The following is a 15,945-nucleotide window of genomic DNA, read 5'->3' as shown; positions in this document are numbered from 1 at the left end:
ACGGCCGCTTCTTTCGTCAACCGCAGCACAACTGTCCATCCGCATCTTTTCCCTGCACCCCCGACCCTGGGGGTCAAACCACCGGCAGGGCCGGGATCACCCCCGTTTTCAGCTCCACCGGGCAGCTTTGAAAATCGGGCACCAACTGCCCCCACATCTTCCGCACAGCCTGCGCCAGCAGGTGCACATCTCCCCGGGCATCGTGGCGCTTCACCCCATCGGCAGACAGTCCCAGGCGGTGCAGAATCGGGTCCAACCCATGACCGCCCCGACCACCCCAGATTTTTCTGGAAAAAGCGCGTGAGTCCATCATGGCCGTCGGCCGCACGGGCAGCCCGTGGCGCGTGCAGTTTTCCGCAATGAACCGCATGTCAAAACCAGGGCCATTGTGGGCCACCAGCGTCGCCTCCTCTCCGATAAACTGCGTAAAGGCCATCAGGGCCTGCGCAGGCGACGGCGCACGCTCCACCTGAGCCTGGGAGATGCCCGTCAGCCCCGTGATGAAGCGTGGCACCCGGGCCTGGGGCCGCACAAACGTATCAAAATGCCCCTGCGGCTCCCAGCAGCCCACCTTCATCTTCACCGCCGCAATCTGGATGATTTCGTTGTGGCAGGGAGACAGCCCGGTGGTTTCGAGGTCAAAGATGATGAGGGTCATGAAAAGGGTGGCAAAAACGTCAGCGAACCCAGAATGGAACTTCTCGGACAAAAGGCCAAGGATTCCCAACCGAGGTCAGGCCACCACACCAAAAGCGGTGACCTCGTTTTTGTTCGCGCAGAGGCGCGTCAGGCGGAAGTCCGCACACAGCGGCGGGGCCAGTTCTTTGAGGGCATCCATGAGGTGGTATTCATCGCTGCCCTTGAACTTCAGCGTCACGATGAAACGACGCATCTGGCGTTCGCGCAGCCAGTCCAGGAGGAGATCCAGGCTGCGCTGCGGGGCGGCGATGATATCGCAGATGAGCCAGTCCACAGGCTGCTGCGGGCGGAATTTGAAGGCATCGGCCTGCTGAAAGCTGAGGCGAGGATTGCGCATGAGGTCATCACGCAGCGGGCTGCGGTCAATCGCGGTGACATAGGCTCCGCGCTGGATGGCCACATAGCTCCAGCTCCCAGGAGAGGCCCCCAGATCCACGCAGGTCTGGCCACTTTCAATCTGCTGCCCCAGGCGCAGCTCGGACTCGATGACCTTGGCAAAGGCCCGGCTGGGCGCGGCCTTGTCCTCCGCATGGGGGACGTCCCCACCCAGGAACGGCGAGATGAGCGAGCGCAACTGCGAAGGCTGCGGAGCGGCACTGACGGAGACAAAACCCGCGTCCGGTCCGGTGAGCACGGCCTGCACGAGGGAGGTTTCAGATGAAAAGGCACTGGCGCTTTCTTCCAAAGAGCGCAGCAGAGCGCGACGGCGCTTTTTCAGCCGCTCATTCAGCGCGGTGCGAATAAGGTCGCAGCGGTGAAGGCCTGCCTTCCCTTCTCCATAGGCAGGCCAGAGATGCAGCCGCCAAGGCTGGGCATCGGGCAATATCCCGGCGATGCGGGTGATGATGTGGTCTGCCCAGGCATTGATGGAGGCCTCTTTGACCTCCGTCGCTTCCGGCAGGGTCTGCCGTGCAAAGGCCAGCCATGGGAGATCTGGCAGGGCCGGAGCGTGGATGAGGCCTGTCATGGCATCTTCCGTCGCTGCAATGCCGGCACGTTTCAGTTCCTCGACCAGGAAAGGGCCGCAATCGATGACAGGCAGGAAGACGTGCATCAGGTCAGATGAAAAGGCTGCGCAGAGGCTCCAGCTCGGGGGCCTCATCACACACGGAGGTCAGGTTCCGCACGCCCGCCGGAATGTGTTGCTCGAAATGGGTCTTGCCCTGGTTGCGGCTGAGATTGCCGTAGGCCCCCAGGGCCTGCATCAGGCGCTGGGCGGCGCATTGATACACCACCTCGCGCAGTTCTGGCAGGGGCAGGCCCCGGAGGTCGGCGTAGTATTGCAGCAGTTCGCCGCGCTCGCTCCGGCTGAGGGTCACGTAGGGGTCAAAAAGCAAGGAGGCCAGATCATACTCGGCCAGTCCGGGGCGCAGGCCCTGGTAGTCCACCAGCCAGGCTTCGCCATCGCGCAGCAGCACGTTCTGGCTCTGGAAATCCCGGTGCACCAGGCAGCGCGGCAGACGCGCAAGTCGCTGCCTCAGCTCCTGCAAAACCGCTCGCGCAGGGGCATGCTCAGGCGTTTCCACATCTCGACGCAGGACCCCGCGCACGAAGTGCTCAATGAAGTAGTTCTGCTCCCATTCGTAGAGAGCCTCGTTGAATTCAGGCTCCAAGGTGCTGAGATCTGCCGCCGAGAGGCTGGCCGCTCCCACAGAGTGGATCTTGGCCGCCTGCCGCAGTGTGGCCTGATAATAACCCGCCCGGACCTCCCAGGGATCGTCGCGGTGGGCATGCAGATCATCCCGGCCGAGATCCTCCAGCCAGACGCACAGACGCTGCTCATCAAAGGCATAAATCTTCGGCACATTCACCCCCAGCCCTGCCAGTCGGTGCGTCGCAGGCACAAACTTCGGATTGTCCCGCCGGGCCAGGGTGTAAACCATGAGAATCATGGGTGGGTGGACTTCGCCTTCCCAAATAAAACGGTAAAAATGGCGGTCGGACCCGCCTTTGACAATCGGTTCCACCTCGCAAGGGACGTCCCTCAGCGCGGGAAACTGCTGGCGGGTCAGGATGAGAAGGGCCTCGTGTTCAGGTGGCATGGGAAATCGGCATTAAAGGGCACGGCGGGTGAAGCTGCAACCGCTGGATGAGGACAGACGTACAGCACCAAAAGTTCATTCTTCAGCACAAGCGCGCATTTGGCATTCCCAGATTCCGTGGTTACACTCAAAGACATGAAGCCTGTCTTTGAGAAAGTCCCTCGCCGCGATTGGGAGTCGTTTCATTGTGAGCTCGTGCACGGACCGGACTACGGCACCCGCTGGCATTTCCATCCAGAATTTCAGATCACCCTGGCCATCCGCAGCCGTGGCCACCGCGTGGTGGGAGACAACATTGCCCCGATTACCGATGGCGACCTTGTTCTGGTCGGGTCTAACCTTCCCCACGTCTGGCACCAGGAAGAGGGTGCCGGGATCGTGGATGCCATTATCATCCGTTTTGAAGAAAACTTTTTGGGTAAGGACCTAATGGCGCTGCCGGAACTGGAATCCGTGCGCCGCCTGCTGCGCCGCGCCAGCCGCGGCCTGGAAATCAAGGGCCCGGTGCGCAAGGAAGTCTCCCTGCGCCTTCGCCACTTGGCTGAAAGCGACGGCCTCACCCGCGTGGTGGACCTCCTGGCCATCCTGGATGTGATGTCCCGTGCCAAGGACCTGAAACCGCTGGCCAGCGCCGCCTATGAACCCACCCTCCACGCCACCGACCAGGGCCGCATGGAGCGCGTATGCGATTACATCCACCAGCACCTGACGGAGGATATTGACCGCGCACAGTTGGCCAAGCTGGCCCACCTCAGCGAAGGGGCCTTCAGCCGCTTTTTCCGCTCCCGCACCGGCAAAACCGTGCCGGAATACATCAATGAAGTCCGCATTGGCCGGGCCTGCCGCATGATCGCGGAAGACCAAAACAACATCACCGACATCGCACTGGACTGCGGTTACCGGAACCTGGCCAACTTCAACCGCCGCTTCCGCGAAGTGGTGGGCAGCACCCCGCGCGAATATCGCGCGCAGATGCGCACGCTGGGTGGCAAGCCGGGCTGATCCCCCTTTCGGCCTTGCCACTTCGGAAACCCGGCCTAAGGCATGGGCATGAACCGAGTCGGCATTGGCTATGATGTGCACCCCTTTGAAGAAGGCCGCCCCCTGATCCTAGGAGGCATCGAAATCCCTTACACCCGCGGCCTGAAGGGCCACTCCGACGCAGACGTGCTGTGCCACGCGATTGCCGATGCCGTGCTGGGCTCCCTGGGACTACCAGACATCGGTTTTTACTTTCCCCCGACGGATGCCAGCATTGAGGGTATCTGCAGCCTTCGCATCCTGGAAAAATGTGCCGAACTGGCGCATGAGAAAGGTTACGTCATCACCAATGTGGACTCCACCCTCATCGCCGAAGCACCGAAGGTGATGAAACACGCCCCCGCGATGAAGGAAAAAATCGCCGAAGCCCTTCGCATCCAGCCCGATCAGGTGGGCATCAAGGCGACCACGAACGAGCGCATGGGCTTTGTGGGCCGGGAAGAAGGCATGGCCGCCATGGCGGTGGCCTGCGTGGAAAAATAGGCCTCTTTGAGTGCCCTTGTTTCGTGGCCTGACGGTATTTCCAAAAACAAAAACGAGCCGGAAGTTTCCTTCCGGCCCGTCGTTGGGGGTTTGGGTTTTTTATCGTGAGGTCTGTCTTCGCAAGCTCCCGGTATGCGAGGACAGATCTCTCAAGACAAAAAAGTGTTTTGAAGAGCGACCTGCCATGACAGACAGGCCACCCCCCATATGAGTTCAAAAAGAACTCATTTATTCCATTACATCATGCCGCCGTGGTCGTGGGCGTGGCCGCCGTCGGCCTTCTCTTCCTTCGGAATGTCGGCGATGAGGCACTCAGTGGTCAGAAGCAGGCCGGAGATGGAGGCAGCGTTCTGGAGAGCGCTACGGGTCACCTTGGCTGGGTCAACGACGCCAGCCTTGATGAGGTCTTCATAGACGCCCGTGGCCACGTTGTAACCTTCGTTGCCTTTGCCCTTCTTGACTTCAGCGACGATGAGGGCGCCTTCGACACCAGCATTGGCAGCCAACTGACGAAGAGGAGCCTCGATAGCGCGAGCCACGATTTCAGCACCGGTCTTCTCGTCACCCGTGAGGCCAAGGTCGCCGATGGCGGCCTGAGCGCGGATGAGTGCGACACCACCGCCAGGAACAATGCCTTCTTCCACCGCAGCGCGGGTGGCGTGAAGGGCGTCTTCCACACGGGCTTTCTTTTCCTTCATCTCAGTTTCGGTGGCAGCACCGACGTTGATGACGGCCACACCGCCGGCGAGCTTGGCAAGACGCTCCTGGAGCTTCTCACGATCGTAATCGCTGGTGGTTTCTTCGATCTGGCGCTTGATCTGGCTGACGCGGCCGGAGATGGCCTCGCTGCCGCCTTCGCCTTCGACGATGACGGTGGACTCTTTGCCGATCGTGATGCGCTTGGCCTGGCCGAGGTCGGAAAGCTCGATGTTCTCAAGCTTGATGCCGAGGTCTTCGGTGATGCAGCGACCACCGGTGAGGATGGCGATGTCTTCCAGCATAGCCTTGCGGCGGTCGCCGAAACCAGGAGCCTTGACGGCCACGATGTTGAGGGTGCCACGGAGCTTGTTGACGACGAGAGTCGCCAGGGCTTCGCCTTCCACGTCTTCAGCGATGATGAGGAGAGGCTTGCCGGAGCGAGCGACTTTCTCAAGCAGAGGAAGCATGTCTTTCAGGCTGCTGATCTTCTTCTCGTGGATGAGGATGAAGGCGGACTCAAGGTTCGCTTCCATGGACTCAGCATCCGTGACGAAGTAAGGGGACAGGTAGCCTTTGTCGAACTGCATACCTTCGACGACGTCGAGGGTGGTTTCGATGGACTTGGCTTCTTCGACGGTGATCGTGCCTTCTTTACCCACTTTGTCCATGGCTTCGGCGATGATGTTGCCGATGGCGGTGTCCCAGTTGGCAGACACGGTTGCGACCTGGGCCACTTCCTTGCTGTCCTTCACGGGGGTGCTGATTTCTTTCAGCTTGGCCACAATGGCTTCAGTCGCCTTGAGGATACCGCGCTGAAGGGAGGTTGGGTTAGCACCGGCGGTCACGTTGCGGAGACCTTCGGAGTAGATGGCTTCAGCCAGGACCGTAGCGGTCGTGGTGCCGTCACCAGCGATGTCGGAGGTCTTGGAGGAGACTTCCTTGATGAGCTGGGCGCCCATGTTTTCATACGGATCAGGAAGCTCGATTTCCTTGGCCACGGTCACACCGTCTTTGGTGATGGTTGGGGAACCGAATTTCTTTTCAAGGATGACGTTACGGCCTGCAGGGCCAAGGGTAGCCTTGACGGCACGAGCCAGTTTGGTGACGCCGCGCAGGAGGGCCTGACGTGCGGATTCGTCGAAGTGGAGTTGTTTTGCCATAGTAAGTTAGCGTGTGAGGTGTGGGTTGTGAATGTGAGTCATGGGCGGCCATCAAAAGCGCGCCCGATGGACTTAGGCGATGATGCCCAGAATGTCGGTTTCGTTGACGATGAGGAGGTCTTCGCCGTTCACCTTGACTTCGGTGCCGCCGTATTTGGAGATGAGGACCTTGTCGCCAGCCTTCACCGTGAAGAGCGTGCTGACGTCTTTGCCTTCGTCGTCCTTGCCAGTGCCAAGGGCGAGCACTTCAGCTTCCTGCGGCTTTTCTTTGGCGGTGTCTGGAAGGAAGATCCCACCGGCGGTTTTTTCTTCGCTGATGGAGCGCTTGAGGAGGACGCGACGTCCAAGCGGGGTGATTGCGGTAGCCATAGTTGGTCTATTTTCTGCTAGCGGTTTACTTGTTCTGGTTTGGTTTGTTCATCTGCCCGGCTTGCAGTCACGCATGCGATGTGTGGCGGCCAGCCGGGCGGAAAATTGTTGGGGGGAGAGGAAGTCGGAGCGGAGCGGGATTTATTTCGCTGGAGGCTGGTTTTCTTTGATGGCGATGCCATTGCTGGCGCGATCTTTGCCGCCATAACTGAGTTCCGGGGCGGCCTCGCCGATTTCCTCGACCAGGAAGTTGACGATGCGTTTCGGGTCCTTCGAAAGGACGGCCTGCAGCATGCGGGACTTCTGGTCACGGTTGTAGTTTTTGGTGTCCAGATCCAGGCCGACAGAGCCAGGGGTGCCTTCTAGCCCCTTCATCTTGGCGGCCAGCTCCACGGTGGAATTGATCTGGTTTTGCAGTCCTTTGTCTTGACCGAGTTTCGTGAGGGCCACTTTCAGGCTCTCATTCACTTCCGGCAGATTCAGGAGATCGGCGGCAGGTTTATTCGGGTGCTTGTCCAGGATGGACTCGGCCTCATCGGCCAGTGCCTCGTTTTTTTCTGCTGCAGTGTTCTTGGGATCTTCGGCGAGGGCTTGCGTCAGCTCAGCTTCGATCTTGGCATCGGAAACCACCGCTGGTTTAGGGGCGGGTGCAGGCACAGCCTGGGCAGTTTCCTTTTTGCCGCAAGAAACGAGAAGCGCGAGGGCCATCACCGCCACAGCAGCCCGTGCCGATGCAAGATCGGCCCAGCCCCCCCGAGAAGGCCGACGCATGGCCGACACTCCTGGGGAGTCACTGCTGTGGCAACCTTGCGGCTGCGATGTCATCACGCTTCGCATGTTCTGGATAGCGCTTACTTGTCCTTATCCACGACTTCGAAGTCGGCGTCCACGACCTTGCCTTTGTCCTGGGACTTAGGTTCGGAGGCGGCAGCCCCTGCGTCGGCGGCTCCAGCCATGCCGCCCATGTCGGGCATACCGCCAGTGGCACTGGTGGCGCCAGCCTGGGCAGCGGCCTGGTAGGCAGCCGCGAAGAGTTTTTCGAGTTCTTCGGTCTGGGCCTTCATCTGGTCGGTGTCACCAGCTTCGACGGCGGACTTCAGCGCGGCCACCTTGTCGGTGATCGGGGTGAGCTGCTCGGCCGGGACTTTGCCTTCCCATTCTTTCAGCGTCTTCTCGATCTCGAAGGTCAGGCCTTCCGCTTTGTTCTTCACTTCGACGGCTTCCTTGCGCTTCAAATCTTCCTCGGCGTGCTCTTCAGCATCGCGCTTGGCTTTTTCGATCTCGTCCTGGCTGAGGCCGGAGCTGCCCTGGATGGAGATGCGCTGTTCCTTGCCAGTGGTCTTTTCCTTGGCGGAAACGTGAAGGATGCCGTTGGCGTCGATGTCGAAGGTGACTTCGATCTGGGGTTGGCCACGGGGCAGCGGCGGGATGCCGTCCAGTTTGAAGGTGCCCAGCGTCTTGTTGTCGCGGGACATCGGGCGTTCACCCTGAAGGATGACGATTTCCACACCGGGCTGGTTGTCAGCGTAGGTGGAGAACACCTGGCTGTGCTTTTTCGGGATAGTCGTGTTACGCGGGATCATCGGGGTGGCCACGCCGCCTGCGGTCTCGATGGAGAGCGTCAGCGGGGTTACGTCCAGAAGAAGCACGTCCTTGACGTCGCCTTTGAGCACGCCGCCCTGGATGGCAGCGCCGATGGCCACCACTTCGTCCGGGTTCACGCCCTGGTGAGGGTCTTTGCCGGCCAGTTTCTTGGCAGTTTCCACCACTTTCGGCATGCGGGTCATCCCGCCCACAAGGACGAGTTCGTCGATCTTGCTGGCGTCCAGCTTGGCAGCAGCGAGGCACTCGCGCACCGGCTTGATGGTGCGCTCAAACAGGCTGTCCGTGAGCTGCTCCATCTTGGCGCGGGTGAGGGTCTTCATGATGTGCTTCGGCCCGGTGGCGTCGGCAGTGATGAAGGGCAGGTTCAAGTCGTAGCTCTGGCTGGAGCTGAGGGCGATTTTGGCCTTCTCAGCTTCTTCCTTGATGCGCTGAAGTGCGTCAGGCTGGCCGCTGAGGTCAATGCCGCTGTCGGTTTTGAATTCGTTGACGATCCAGGTGATCAGGGTGTTGTCCCAGTCATCACCACCCAGGTGGGTGTCGCCATCGGTGGCCAGCACTTCGAAAACGCCGTCGCCGATTTCCAGCACGGAGATGTCGAAGGTACCGCCGCCAAGGTCATACACGGCGACTTTTTCGTCGGACTTGCTGTCCAGGCCGTAAGCGAGGGCGGCAGCGGTCGGCTCGTTGATGATGCGGCGGACGTTCAGGCCAGCGATTTCGCCTGCGGCCTTGGTGGCGTTACGCTGGCTGTCGTTGAAGTAAGCAGGGACGGTGATCACGGCTTCCGTGATGGCTTCGCCCAGCTTGGCTTCGGCATCGGCCTTCAGCTTGGCCAGGATCATGGCGCTGACTTCCTGGGGGGAGTAGGTTTTGGTTTCGCCACCGACTTCCACCTGCACGTGGGCATCGCCATTGGCGGCGGCCACGATCTTGTAAGGCATACGCTTGTCGGCCTCAGTGAGTTCAACGAACTTACGGCCCATCAGGCGCTTCACGGAGAAAACGGTGTTGCGCGGGTTCGTCACAGCCTGGCGCTTGGCAGCCTGACCGACGACACGTTCGCCGCTCTTGGTGAAAGCGACGACGGAAGGCGTGGTACGTGCGCCTTCAGAATTTTCGAGCACCGTGGCCTTGCCGCCGTCGAGGACGGCCATGCAGGAGTTGGTGGTGCCGAGGTCAATGCCGAGGATTTTGCTCATATTTTGGGTTGGGGAAATTGGACGTTACTTTTGGTGCTTCTTATATGGCACGCAGTGTGCCAGGACGATTCACCAAAGATTAATCCATTGATAATGAACGCATTAAAACTTAAACCCAAAAAAATGAGCCTCTCATTGGGCTCGTCAAAAGTGCCATATTTGGCACAGTTGGCTTGTCACTTGGCACTTTGGGCAGTCCTTATGGCACTTTCGATCATGACTTTTCCATGCGGACTCTTCCGAAGCCTCTAAAATCCAGGATGAGCATCACCTTTCAAGTTCTGGGAACCGCCGACGGAGACAATGCGATGTTTGTGCAAGTGGACAGTGGCCAGTCGGTGGAACGGTTGCTGTTCGACTGTGGTGAAGGCTGCCTGTCCTCACTGCCGTTTGGGGAGATCCTCTCCCTGGATCAAGTCTTTTTTTCGCACCTGCACATGGATCACATTGCGGGCTTTGATTCCTTTTTTAGGGCCACTTTCAACCGTACTTCCAAGCCTAACCAACTGTGGGGCCCACCTGATACCGCACGCATCCTGCAGCATCGATTTCAGGGGGTTCTATGGAACCTGCAGGAGGAGATGACAGGAAGCTGGCGCGTCTGCGAGGTCCACCCCGAAGAGATCCAAAGCGCCCGTTTTGAGCTCCCGGAAGCCTTTGCCACCCGCCATGAGGAGGCACCCCGGCCACGCCAGCGAGTGATCTGGGAAGGGGTGGGGGTGACGGTGGAAGCCGTGACGATGGAGCATCGCACACCGACCCTGGCCTACATCATCCGAGAGAAACCCCGGCGGAATGTGGACCTCACGCGGCTGGCGGCTTTGGGCCTGCGACCGGGCCCCTGGATGAAAAACCTGAAGGAAGCATCCGAAAGCGCGACCACAGTAGAGATCGAAGGCAGCATGCATTCACTGGAGGATCTGCGTGAAAAGCTGATCGTCGAAACCTCTGGGGACACCCTTGCCTACCTCACAGATTTCCTTCTGGACGAGGCCGCGATGGAACGCCTGATCCTAGCCTTGCAGGGCTGCCGGGTGATCGTCTGCGAAGGGCAGTATCGCCATTCCGACCTCGACCTAGCGAAGAAAAACTTTCACATGACCACCGTGCTCTCCGCCACCCTGGCCCAACGGGCGCAGGTGGATGAACTGGTGCTCTTCCACCTTTCTGACCGTTATGGCCGAGAGGAGTGGCTGGAAATGCTGGCTGAAGCCCGCGAGATTTTCCCGAATGCCCGTTTCCCCACCCACTGGGAACTTGGAAACGCCTAACGATGCGGCTCTTCGCGGCGGTCAGTCCTTGGTAAACTCTTTGTCCAGGGCGTCCAGATATTTGGAAATCGGGTCGGTGCGCTGGGGCAGTTCGTTTTGAATGGTCTCGGGCAGCTTCAAGTAATCCGTGAACACTCCAGACATGGCAGGCGCACCATTGGCTTCGTGGAGATCCAGAAGGTCGCGCACGGCATCGGTTTTCTCCAAGGCTTCCTGCGTCCGGGCGCGGAGCGATCGCAGGCGGGCATCCATGCCCTTGGTCTTGCCTTCATGGATGTCCTCCATGGCGGCCATGTAATCGCTCACAATGGGACGGAAGAGGATGGACGCGCGGTTTTGCAAAGCGCCCAGGGCATTGACATTGCGCTCCATGATCTTGGAGAAGTCTTTGCGCTTCGAAATGGCGGCGTAGTCCTCAATCGGAATGGAAGCAGCAACGGCGGTTTCATTTTTGGAAGCCTCCGGTTTGGGGGCAGGAGCCGCTTTGGGCCGCGCTGCCACGGCGGGTTTAGGCTCTGGCTTCGCTTCCGCAGGAGGAGGGGTCTCGGCAGACATGTCTGCCGGGGTTTCAGGCTCTGTTTCCGGGGCCTTTTCCTCTTTTTTGTCCGAGCCAAACAGCCGCAGACGCACGGGCGGACGCTTGGCCTTGGGCGTTTCCGGCGCTGCCTCAGTCATGGGGGCATCTGTAGGCGATGCCTCCTCGGCTGCCTTTTTCACCGGTTCATCCTGGGGCGGAGTGACCGCCGGAGGAGGGGTTTCCTTCGTTTTTTTCGATTCCTTCGGCGCCTCTTTGGGCTGCTCCTCCGGCTTTTTGGGGGCCTCAGGCTCGGCGGGATCATCCTTGGGCTTCTTTTTGCCGAATAATCCGAAAAGGCGCTTTTTCTCAGCGGCGGGGGCCTCAGGCTCGGCCTCCACTGCCACTTCCTGCATGACGAGCGAAACCAGGGGCCGCCCGCTCAGGATCTGGGCCACAAACGGGTCGCGCGAGCTGGCGGAAGCGGCTTTTTTGTCCTTGGTCTCTTTCTCGGGTGCTGGGGCGGCCTCAGCGGGTTCTTCCGGCTTGGCTTCCTTGTCTTTTTTGCCACCCCGGAACCAGTTCAGCGGATTGAGGGTGGAAGGTTTTTTCTCCGTCTCGGCTTCGGGTTCCGACTGGGGCTTTTCCTCAGAAGGGGCGGGGACGGGAGGAGCGCTTTTGACCGGGGCTGGAGCAGCAGGTTTGGATTTCGCCGGGGCGGCTTCAGCCTTTTTCTCGGGCTTGGCCTCTTCTTTCGCAGGCTCTTCCATCTTGGGTTCAGCAGGCTTGTCGGCCTCGGCTTTGGGCTTGTCCTCGTCAAACCAGCGGTCCAGCAGCGGTTTGCGACGGCTTCCACCTGCCGCCGGAGCGGGTGCTGACACGACAGGGGGGGCTGGTGGGGTGGATTCGGCGGTCTCGGCTGGGGTTGGGGGAGCCTCGGGCATGGCCCCGGCACTACCGGCCTCGACCCGGGCGGCTTCTTCGATGGCTGCGGCGATCTCGTCATCGCTGCTCTTACTGCGTGAGAAAGGATTCAACCGGCTGATGAAGCCGCGCTTCTGTTTCTCTTCTTCGGTGGGCGCGGTGACCGATTCTTCGGCGGGTTCCGCTTCAGGTTCGGAAGTCTTCACCGCGACCGGGGCAGATGCGGCAGGTTTGGGGGCTGCGAGCTTGACTGCGGCCACCACTCGGCGGGAGGACTGCGGGATCTCGCTCGGCTTTGCCTCATAACGGAAGGTGATCGCGTCTTCGAGGGCCGTGAGGGTATCCTGCGGGCTCAGTGGTTCTGACATGCCCGGACTGGCCAGGGTGGCGAGCTGCAGCGCCCACCATTTGTTCAGGCTGGCCTCGGTGCTGGCAAAATTGGGGAACCATTGGTTCAGCAGTTCCCGCTCACTCCGAGGGTCACTGGCCAGGGCGTTGAGGAATTTGCCCACGCGCAGGCCGCTGTCGGGCTGGTCCAGCAAGGCCAGGACGAGGGCGCAGCAGGAGGTCTGGTAGATGGTTTTGGAAAGGGCGTCGTCAATGTCTGAGGCGGAGGCTTCGATGATTTCCTCGATGCCAAAGATTTTGCCGCTCTTGAAAATGGCGGCGAACAGGGCGCTGGGCCGCGCACGCTGGCGGTACTCCAGGGCCTCGATGATGCCCAGAAAAAGCCAGTCGGGCAGCAGCAGCTTGCGCTGGGTGACGATCTCCTTGTGATCCCGCAGGATGCGTTCCGCCAAAAGGGCACGGATGATTTCTTTGCGCAGATCCGCAGGACGAAGGTCGGGGCGCATGTTCAAGTTCACCTGGAGGTGGAAGCCGCCATGGGTGAGCTGCGAGATGACGGTGGAGGCGGGTTTGTCCGCCTTGCGCGCGGCTTCCCCAGAATTCACCAAAACGACGACAGGCAGCGCCCAGGGCTGCTTGTCATGCAGAAAGGTGCGCAGCTCGGTCGCGATGTCCTCGCACTTGCTGGAAAGCGCGCTGCGGAGCGTGAGGTCATCACCGTGGACGATGAACTGCCCGCTGGTACTGGTAGAAGACCGCGCCTTTGGCTTGGTGAGGGGCACACTGGGGGCGGAGTTGAAACTCGGCGGCGGCAGGGAAGACATCGCGGAAGCCGCAGGCGAAGACTCAGGCTCCTGGCCGATGGCGGGTGGCAGCGCCCCAGGGGCGGGTGAAGGCATCGCAGGCGAGGCCTGGAGCTGGCCCGGCATTGGCGGGGCCACTGGGATCACTGGTGCACTCCCGGGGGCAGGCGGCGGGGCCACCGCAGGAGCGGACGTTGCTGGAGCGGTAGCTTCCTGCGCAGGCAGCGGCTGGCCCAGGCCGATGAACAGCAGAGACGTGAAAAAGGAGGCAAAAACAGCGACGCGAGACATGCGAGCAAAGGGGGGTTACGGGAAACGGGGGTCGAGCACGAGCTTGTCCTGGGCGAGCTGGATCTGATTCATCTGGAACAAGGCCTCAATCTCCTCCTGGAGAGTGATGGCCAGTTTCTCCAAAGCTGGAGTCAAAGGACGCAAAAGACCATGTGGCACGTCGAGGTGGCCATACCGGCCACCCACCACCTCCACACGGAAAGCTTTTTCCTGGCGGGCGATGCGAAAGTCCACCGTGGCTGTGCTGCGATGGTCACGCACCTTCCAGACGAGGGTGGCATGGGCGAGATCCGGTTCCAGCTCCACCGCTACGCGCTCAAAGCTCGCCCACTCGCCAGCCGGGGCTTGCAGGGTGCCCGTCAGGGCTTTGGCCAGGTGCCGGTTCAATTCCGCCTCGCTCACTTCAAACATGGCAGACCGTTTGATGGCCGCCTGCTTCAGATCATCCACCAACTCCCGCTGGCGTGCGCCCGGCTTGGCAGGCTCCACCGGGGCGATGGCCGCAGGTCGGTGGGCCACCCAGGCGGCACCCGACAGGGCGCTGAGGCCGATGAGCAGCAGAAGATGGAAAAGAAATTTCACAGGGACACGAATGATGCATCAGAACCCCGCCCGAGAGCAAGCGCGGAATCGGACGGGTCAAAAGCAGGTCTTTCCACCCGGCCGTGTCTTTCTTGCCGCTTCAGCGCTCAATGCTAAATCCCCGCTGTCCTGGCATCGCCGGGATCACAGAAACCTCACGCTCCTTGATCAGCGAACCGAGATTGCTCTCGTCAATCGCCGCGAGAAAGCCCTCCAGCTCCTCCCCATCATGCGACATGGCCTGCAACTGCACCCGGCCATCGGGCAGGTTTTTCACCGAGCCCGTCACTTCATAACCGGACGCAATCTGCTTGGTGGAATAACGGAAGCCGACGCCCTGGACGCGACCTGAGTAGATGACTTGCTTGGCAATCATGGGGCCGCCTTTGATACGGAATCCAGCGTGCTGCGCAAGGCCTGGGCGAATTCAGCGGTCGCCGCATCCACCAGCAGGACGCCTTGTCCCTGACGATTGCGCAGAAGTTGAACCGTACGCCCGCCCACCGTCAGAGTGACTTCATCGGCGGTATCTTTCCCGGGCTCCGCATCATAACGCTGGAGCAGGCAATTGCGCATGGCCTTAAAAAAGGCCTCCGCCTGGGGCGGGGTCAGCCACTGGGTCTGCCAGGCAGCATGGTCGCGGGGATGATCAGGTGCGGCATAGGCTAACAAACGATCCGACTGCCAACCGCGCGCGGCCTGCCCAGAATCTTCATCACTGTTGTAAGTGCGCAGCGCATTGAAGACGGCAAAACGGCCCAGGCTATCGTCCCAGTAGGGCTCGCTGTCCCCTACCCGGGTGCTGGCAAACTGCGGCCGTGAGGGAGGCAGCCCAGAATTGTCCAAGTAGCGCTCCACCTCGATGATCTCTGCACAGTCGCGGGGCGGGCGGGAGTAGGCGGCATTCAACTGGCCAAACTCCCCGGCGCTGTGCAGCGTCTGGGCGAATTCGAAGCCTGGGCGGAAAGGGAAAAGCGCCAGCTCTTTGAGGAAAACCGGCATCGCCACTTCGTTGAGAGGATGGTCTGGATCTTCCGCTGGCAGATCGCTTTTCGGTGCGGCTTCAGGGTTCTGCAGGCTGAACAAAAAGCGTGTCAACCCGGCATCGCCCGCCAGCAGGGATTCACGCGCCAGCCGCTCATCCGTGGTCAAGGGCTCGGTGCGATCTTTGGGGAACAGGGTTTTGCCGTATTGCCTCAGGAGCTGCCCAAAGGCGAGCGCCATGGGGCGGTCTGGTGCTGGCTTGCCTGGGATGGGGCTTTCCTCCGTCACCAGCAGCGTGCCACTTTCTTCATCATACCAGCCGCCGAGTTGCCGGGCCCAGAGGGCGGCGCGCAGCGGCAGCGGGTCCACCGGTTTTTCAATCCAGCCCAGGGCTGTGAGGGCCAGGCCGAAACGCGGTCCCTCATCGTCTGGCTGCTGCTGGCGCAGCCAGGCTAGGATGGCTCGCTCCACCTCGGCTTGGGAAACGCCTGTCGTCGGGATGGGCAGGGCCTGAAGCTTGCGAAACTTCATCAGCTCAATCCCCATGCCCACATAGTCCGGCGGGTCTTCATCCACCATCACGGGCTCCATCTTGGGCGCGCCCTTCATGCCCAGAGTGCCCAGTTTTTGCAGGAGCTGCGTGTTTTCCTCCTGAAGTGTGCCGACCTGTCCCTGGAGGTACTCCACCTGCCCTTCGAGCAGCTTGATCTGCGCGCGCAGATCTTCCTGCTCAGCCGGAGGCTCAGTTGGCTGGGCCTTCGGCAATTCCAGCGGGTCCTTGCGAGGGGACGCAGCGACGGGCACCGGTTTAGGCGCGGGCTTCTGCGAAAGGAACACACTGACGCCTGCCCCCACACCAATGAGGACTAGCAGGAGAGCAGCGGGGGAGGCTTTCAGCATAAGACAAGGATAGGCATGCGCAGCCTTCTGA

Annotated in this window: 14 protein-coding genes; 3 read left to right on the top strand and 11 right to left on the bottom strand. The window is 60.8% G+C overall.

Features of this window, described 5'->3' with window-relative positions; all coding sequences use genetic code 11:
- Positions 1 to 73: 73 nt before the first annotated feature.
- The 3 genes from ABEB25_RS21490 to ABEB25_RS21480 form a co-directional block, all read right to left on the bottom strand.
- A complete protein-coding gene (locus tag ABEB25_RS21490; protein ID WP_345738500.1) occupies positions 74 to 658 on the bottom strand; it encodes a 3'-5' exonuclease in 585 nt (194 codons plus the stop codon).
- 75 nt (positions 659 to 733) lie between these two features.
- Positions 734 to 1,753 (bottom strand): SAM-dependent methyltransferase, encoded by a 1,020-nt coding sequence (locus ABEB25_RS21485; protein WP_345738499.1) that lies wholly within the window; start codon positions 1,751 to 1,753, stop codon positions 734 to 736.
- A 4-nt stretch (positions 1,754 to 1,757) separates the two neighbouring features.
- Positions 1,758 to 2,741 (bottom strand): aminoglycoside phosphotransferase family protein, encoded by a 984-nt coding sequence (locus tag ABEB25_RS21480; protein ID WP_345738498.1) that lies wholly within the window; start codon positions 2,739 to 2,741, stop codon positions 1,758 to 1,760.
- 135 nt (positions 2,742 to 2,876) lie between these two features.
- On the opposite strand from ABEB25_RS21480, the gene ABEB25_RS21475 reads away from it, so the two are divergent.
- On the top strand, positions 2,877 to 3,743 hold the full coding sequence (locus tag ABEB25_RS21475; RefSeq protein ID WP_184205356.1) for an AraC family transcriptional regulator: 867 nt from the start codon (positions 2,877 to 2,879) through the stop codon (positions 3,741 to 3,743).
- Positions 3,744 to 3,791: 48 nt separating this feature from the next.
- On the top strand, positions 3,792 to 4,265 hold the full coding sequence (gene ispF / locus ABEB25_RS21470; protein WP_345738497.1) for a 2-C-methyl-D-erythritol 2,4-cyclodiphosphate synthase: 474 nt from the start codon (positions 3,792 to 3,794) through the stop codon (positions 4,263 to 4,265).
- Between the two features lie 236 nt (positions 4,266 to 4,501).
- Here the strand turns inward: ispF and groL are convergent, their stop codons facing one another.
- The 4 genes from groL to dnaK all read right to left on the bottom strand — a co-directional run bounded on the left by groL (position 4,502) and on the right by dnaK (position 9,297).
- Entirely contained in the window at positions 4,502 to 6,124 is a 1,623-nt protein-coding gene (gene groL, locus ABEB25_RS21465) for a chaperonin GroEL (RefSeq protein WP_345738496.1), read from the bottom strand.
- 72 nt (positions 6,125 to 6,196) lie between these two features.
- Positions 6,197 to 6,493 (bottom strand): co-chaperone GroES, encoded by a 297-nt coding sequence (locus ABEB25_RS21460; protein WP_133795214.1) that lies wholly within the window; start codon positions 6,491 to 6,493, stop codon positions 6,197 to 6,199.
- Between the two features lie 141 nt (positions 6,494 to 6,634).
- Complete coding sequence (locus tag ABEB25_RS21455) at positions 6,635 to 7,264, bottom strand: hypothetical protein (RefSeq protein ID WP_345738495.1); 630 nt, start codon at positions 7,262 to 7,264, stop codon at positions 6,635 to 6,637.
- 80 nt (positions 7,265 to 7,344) lie between these two features.
- Positions 7,345 to 9,297 (bottom strand): molecular chaperone DnaK, encoded by a 1,953-nt coding sequence (dnaK, locus tag ABEB25_RS21450; protein WP_345738494.1) that lies wholly within the window; start codon positions 9,295 to 9,297, stop codon positions 7,345 to 7,347.
- 260 nt (positions 9,298 to 9,557) lie between these two features.
- Here dnaK and ABEB25_RS21445 point away from each other — a divergent pair, with 260 nt between their 5' ends.
- The gene (locus ABEB25_RS21445; protein WP_345738493.1) at positions 9,558 to 10,568 is read left to right on the top strand and encodes an MBL fold metallo-hydrolase; all 1,011 of its coding nucleotides are present in this window, start codon (positions 9,558 to 9,560) and stop codon (positions 10,566 to 10,568) included.
- A gap of 21 nt (positions 10,569 to 10,589) precedes the next feature.
- On the opposite strand, the gene ABEB25_RS21440 is transcribed toward ABEB25_RS21445, so the two are convergent.
- The 4 genes from ABEB25_RS21440 to ABEB25_RS21425 form a co-directional block, all read right to left on the bottom strand.
- Complete coding sequence (locus ABEB25_RS21440) at positions 10,590 to 13,448, bottom strand: hypothetical protein (RefSeq protein ID WP_345738492.1); 2,859 nt, start codon at positions 13,446 to 13,448, stop codon at positions 10,590 to 10,592.
- A 15-nt stretch (positions 13,449 to 13,463) separates the two neighbouring features.
- Positions 13,464 to 14,030 (bottom strand): hypothetical protein, encoded by a 567-nt coding sequence (locus ABEB25_RS21435; RefSeq protein ID WP_345738491.1) that lies wholly within the window; start codon positions 14,028 to 14,030, stop codon positions 13,464 to 13,466.
- Between the two features lie 100 nt (positions 14,031 to 14,130).
- Positions 14,131 to 14,406, bottom strand: coding sequence for an acylphosphatase (locus ABEB25_RS21430; RefSeq protein ID WP_345738490.1), 276 nt, complete (start codon positions 14,404 to 14,406; stop codon positions 14,131 to 14,133).
- Entirely contained in the window at positions 14,403 to 15,914 is a 1,512-nt protein-coding gene (locus ABEB25_RS21425; RefSeq protein ID WP_345738489.1) for a hypothetical protein, read from the bottom strand. The genes ABEB25_RS21430 and ABEB25_RS21425 overlap by 4 nt, the downstream gene beginning before the upstream one ends.
- Positions 15,915 to 15,945: the final 31 nt, after the last annotated feature.

Origin of the sequence: Prosthecobacter algae, from assembly GCF_039542385.1 — a bacterium.
In the GTDB taxonomy this organism is placed as follows: Bacteria; Verrucomicrobiota; Verrucomicrobiia; order Verrucomicrobiales; family Verrucomicrobiaceae; genus Prosthecobacter; species Prosthecobacter algae.
Note: the sequence above shows the minus strand (reverse complement) of the source record. Positions and strands in the feature narration are given on the sequence as shown.

Bases quoted from the DNA above. Each gene is read 5' to 3' on its own strand.
- ABEB25_RS21490 (WP_345738500.1), bottom strand. From the start codon at position 658: ATGACCCTCATCATCTTTGACCTCGAAACCACCGGGCTGTCTCCCTGC.
- ABEB25_RS21485 (WP_345738499.1), bottom strand. From the start codon at position 1,753: ATGCACGTCTTCCTGCCTGTCATCGATTGCGGCCCTTTCCTGGTCGAG.
- ABEB25_RS21480 (WP_345738498.1), bottom strand. From the start codon at position 2,741: ATGCCACCTGAACACGAGGCCCTTCTCATCCTGACCCGCCAGCAGTTT.
- ABEB25_RS21475 (WP_184205356.1), top strand. From the start codon at position 2,877: ATGAAGCCTGTCTTTGAGAAAGTCCCTCGCCGCGATTGGGAGTCGTTT.
- ispF (WP_345738497.1), top strand. From the start codon at position 3,792: ATGAACCGAGTCGGCATTGGCTATGATGTGCACCCCTTTGAAGAAGGC.
- groL (WP_345738496.1), bottom strand. From the start codon at position 6,124: ATGGCAAAACAACTCCACTTCGACGAATCCGCACGTCAGGCCCTCCTG.
- ABEB25_RS21460 (WP_133795214.1), bottom strand. From the start codon at position 6,493: ATGGCTACCGCAATCACCCCGCTTGGACGTCGCGTCCTCCTCAAGCGC.
- ABEB25_RS21455 (WP_345738495.1), bottom strand. From the start codon at position 7,264: ATGCGTCGGCCTTCTCGGGGGGGCTGGGCCGATCTTGCATCGGCACGG.
- dnaK (WP_345738494.1), bottom strand. From the start codon at position 9,297: ATGAGCAAAATCCTCGGCATTGACCTCGGCACCACCAACTCCTGCATG.
- ABEB25_RS21445 (WP_345738493.1), top strand. From the start codon at position 9,558: ATGAGCATCACCTTTCAAGTTCTGGGAACCGCCGACGGAGACAATGCG.
- ABEB25_RS21440 (WP_345738492.1), bottom strand. From the start codon at position 13,448: ATGTCTCGCGTCGCTGTTTTTGCCTCCTTTTTCACGTCTCTGCTGTTC.
- ABEB25_RS21430 (WP_345738490.1), bottom strand. From the start codon at position 14,406: ATGATTGCCAAGCAAGTCATCTACTCAGGTCGCGTCCAGGGCGTCGGC.
- ABEB25_RS21425 (WP_345738489.1), bottom strand. From the start codon at position 15,914: ATGCTGAAAGCCTCCCCCGCTGCTCTCCTGCTAGTCCTCATTGGTGTG.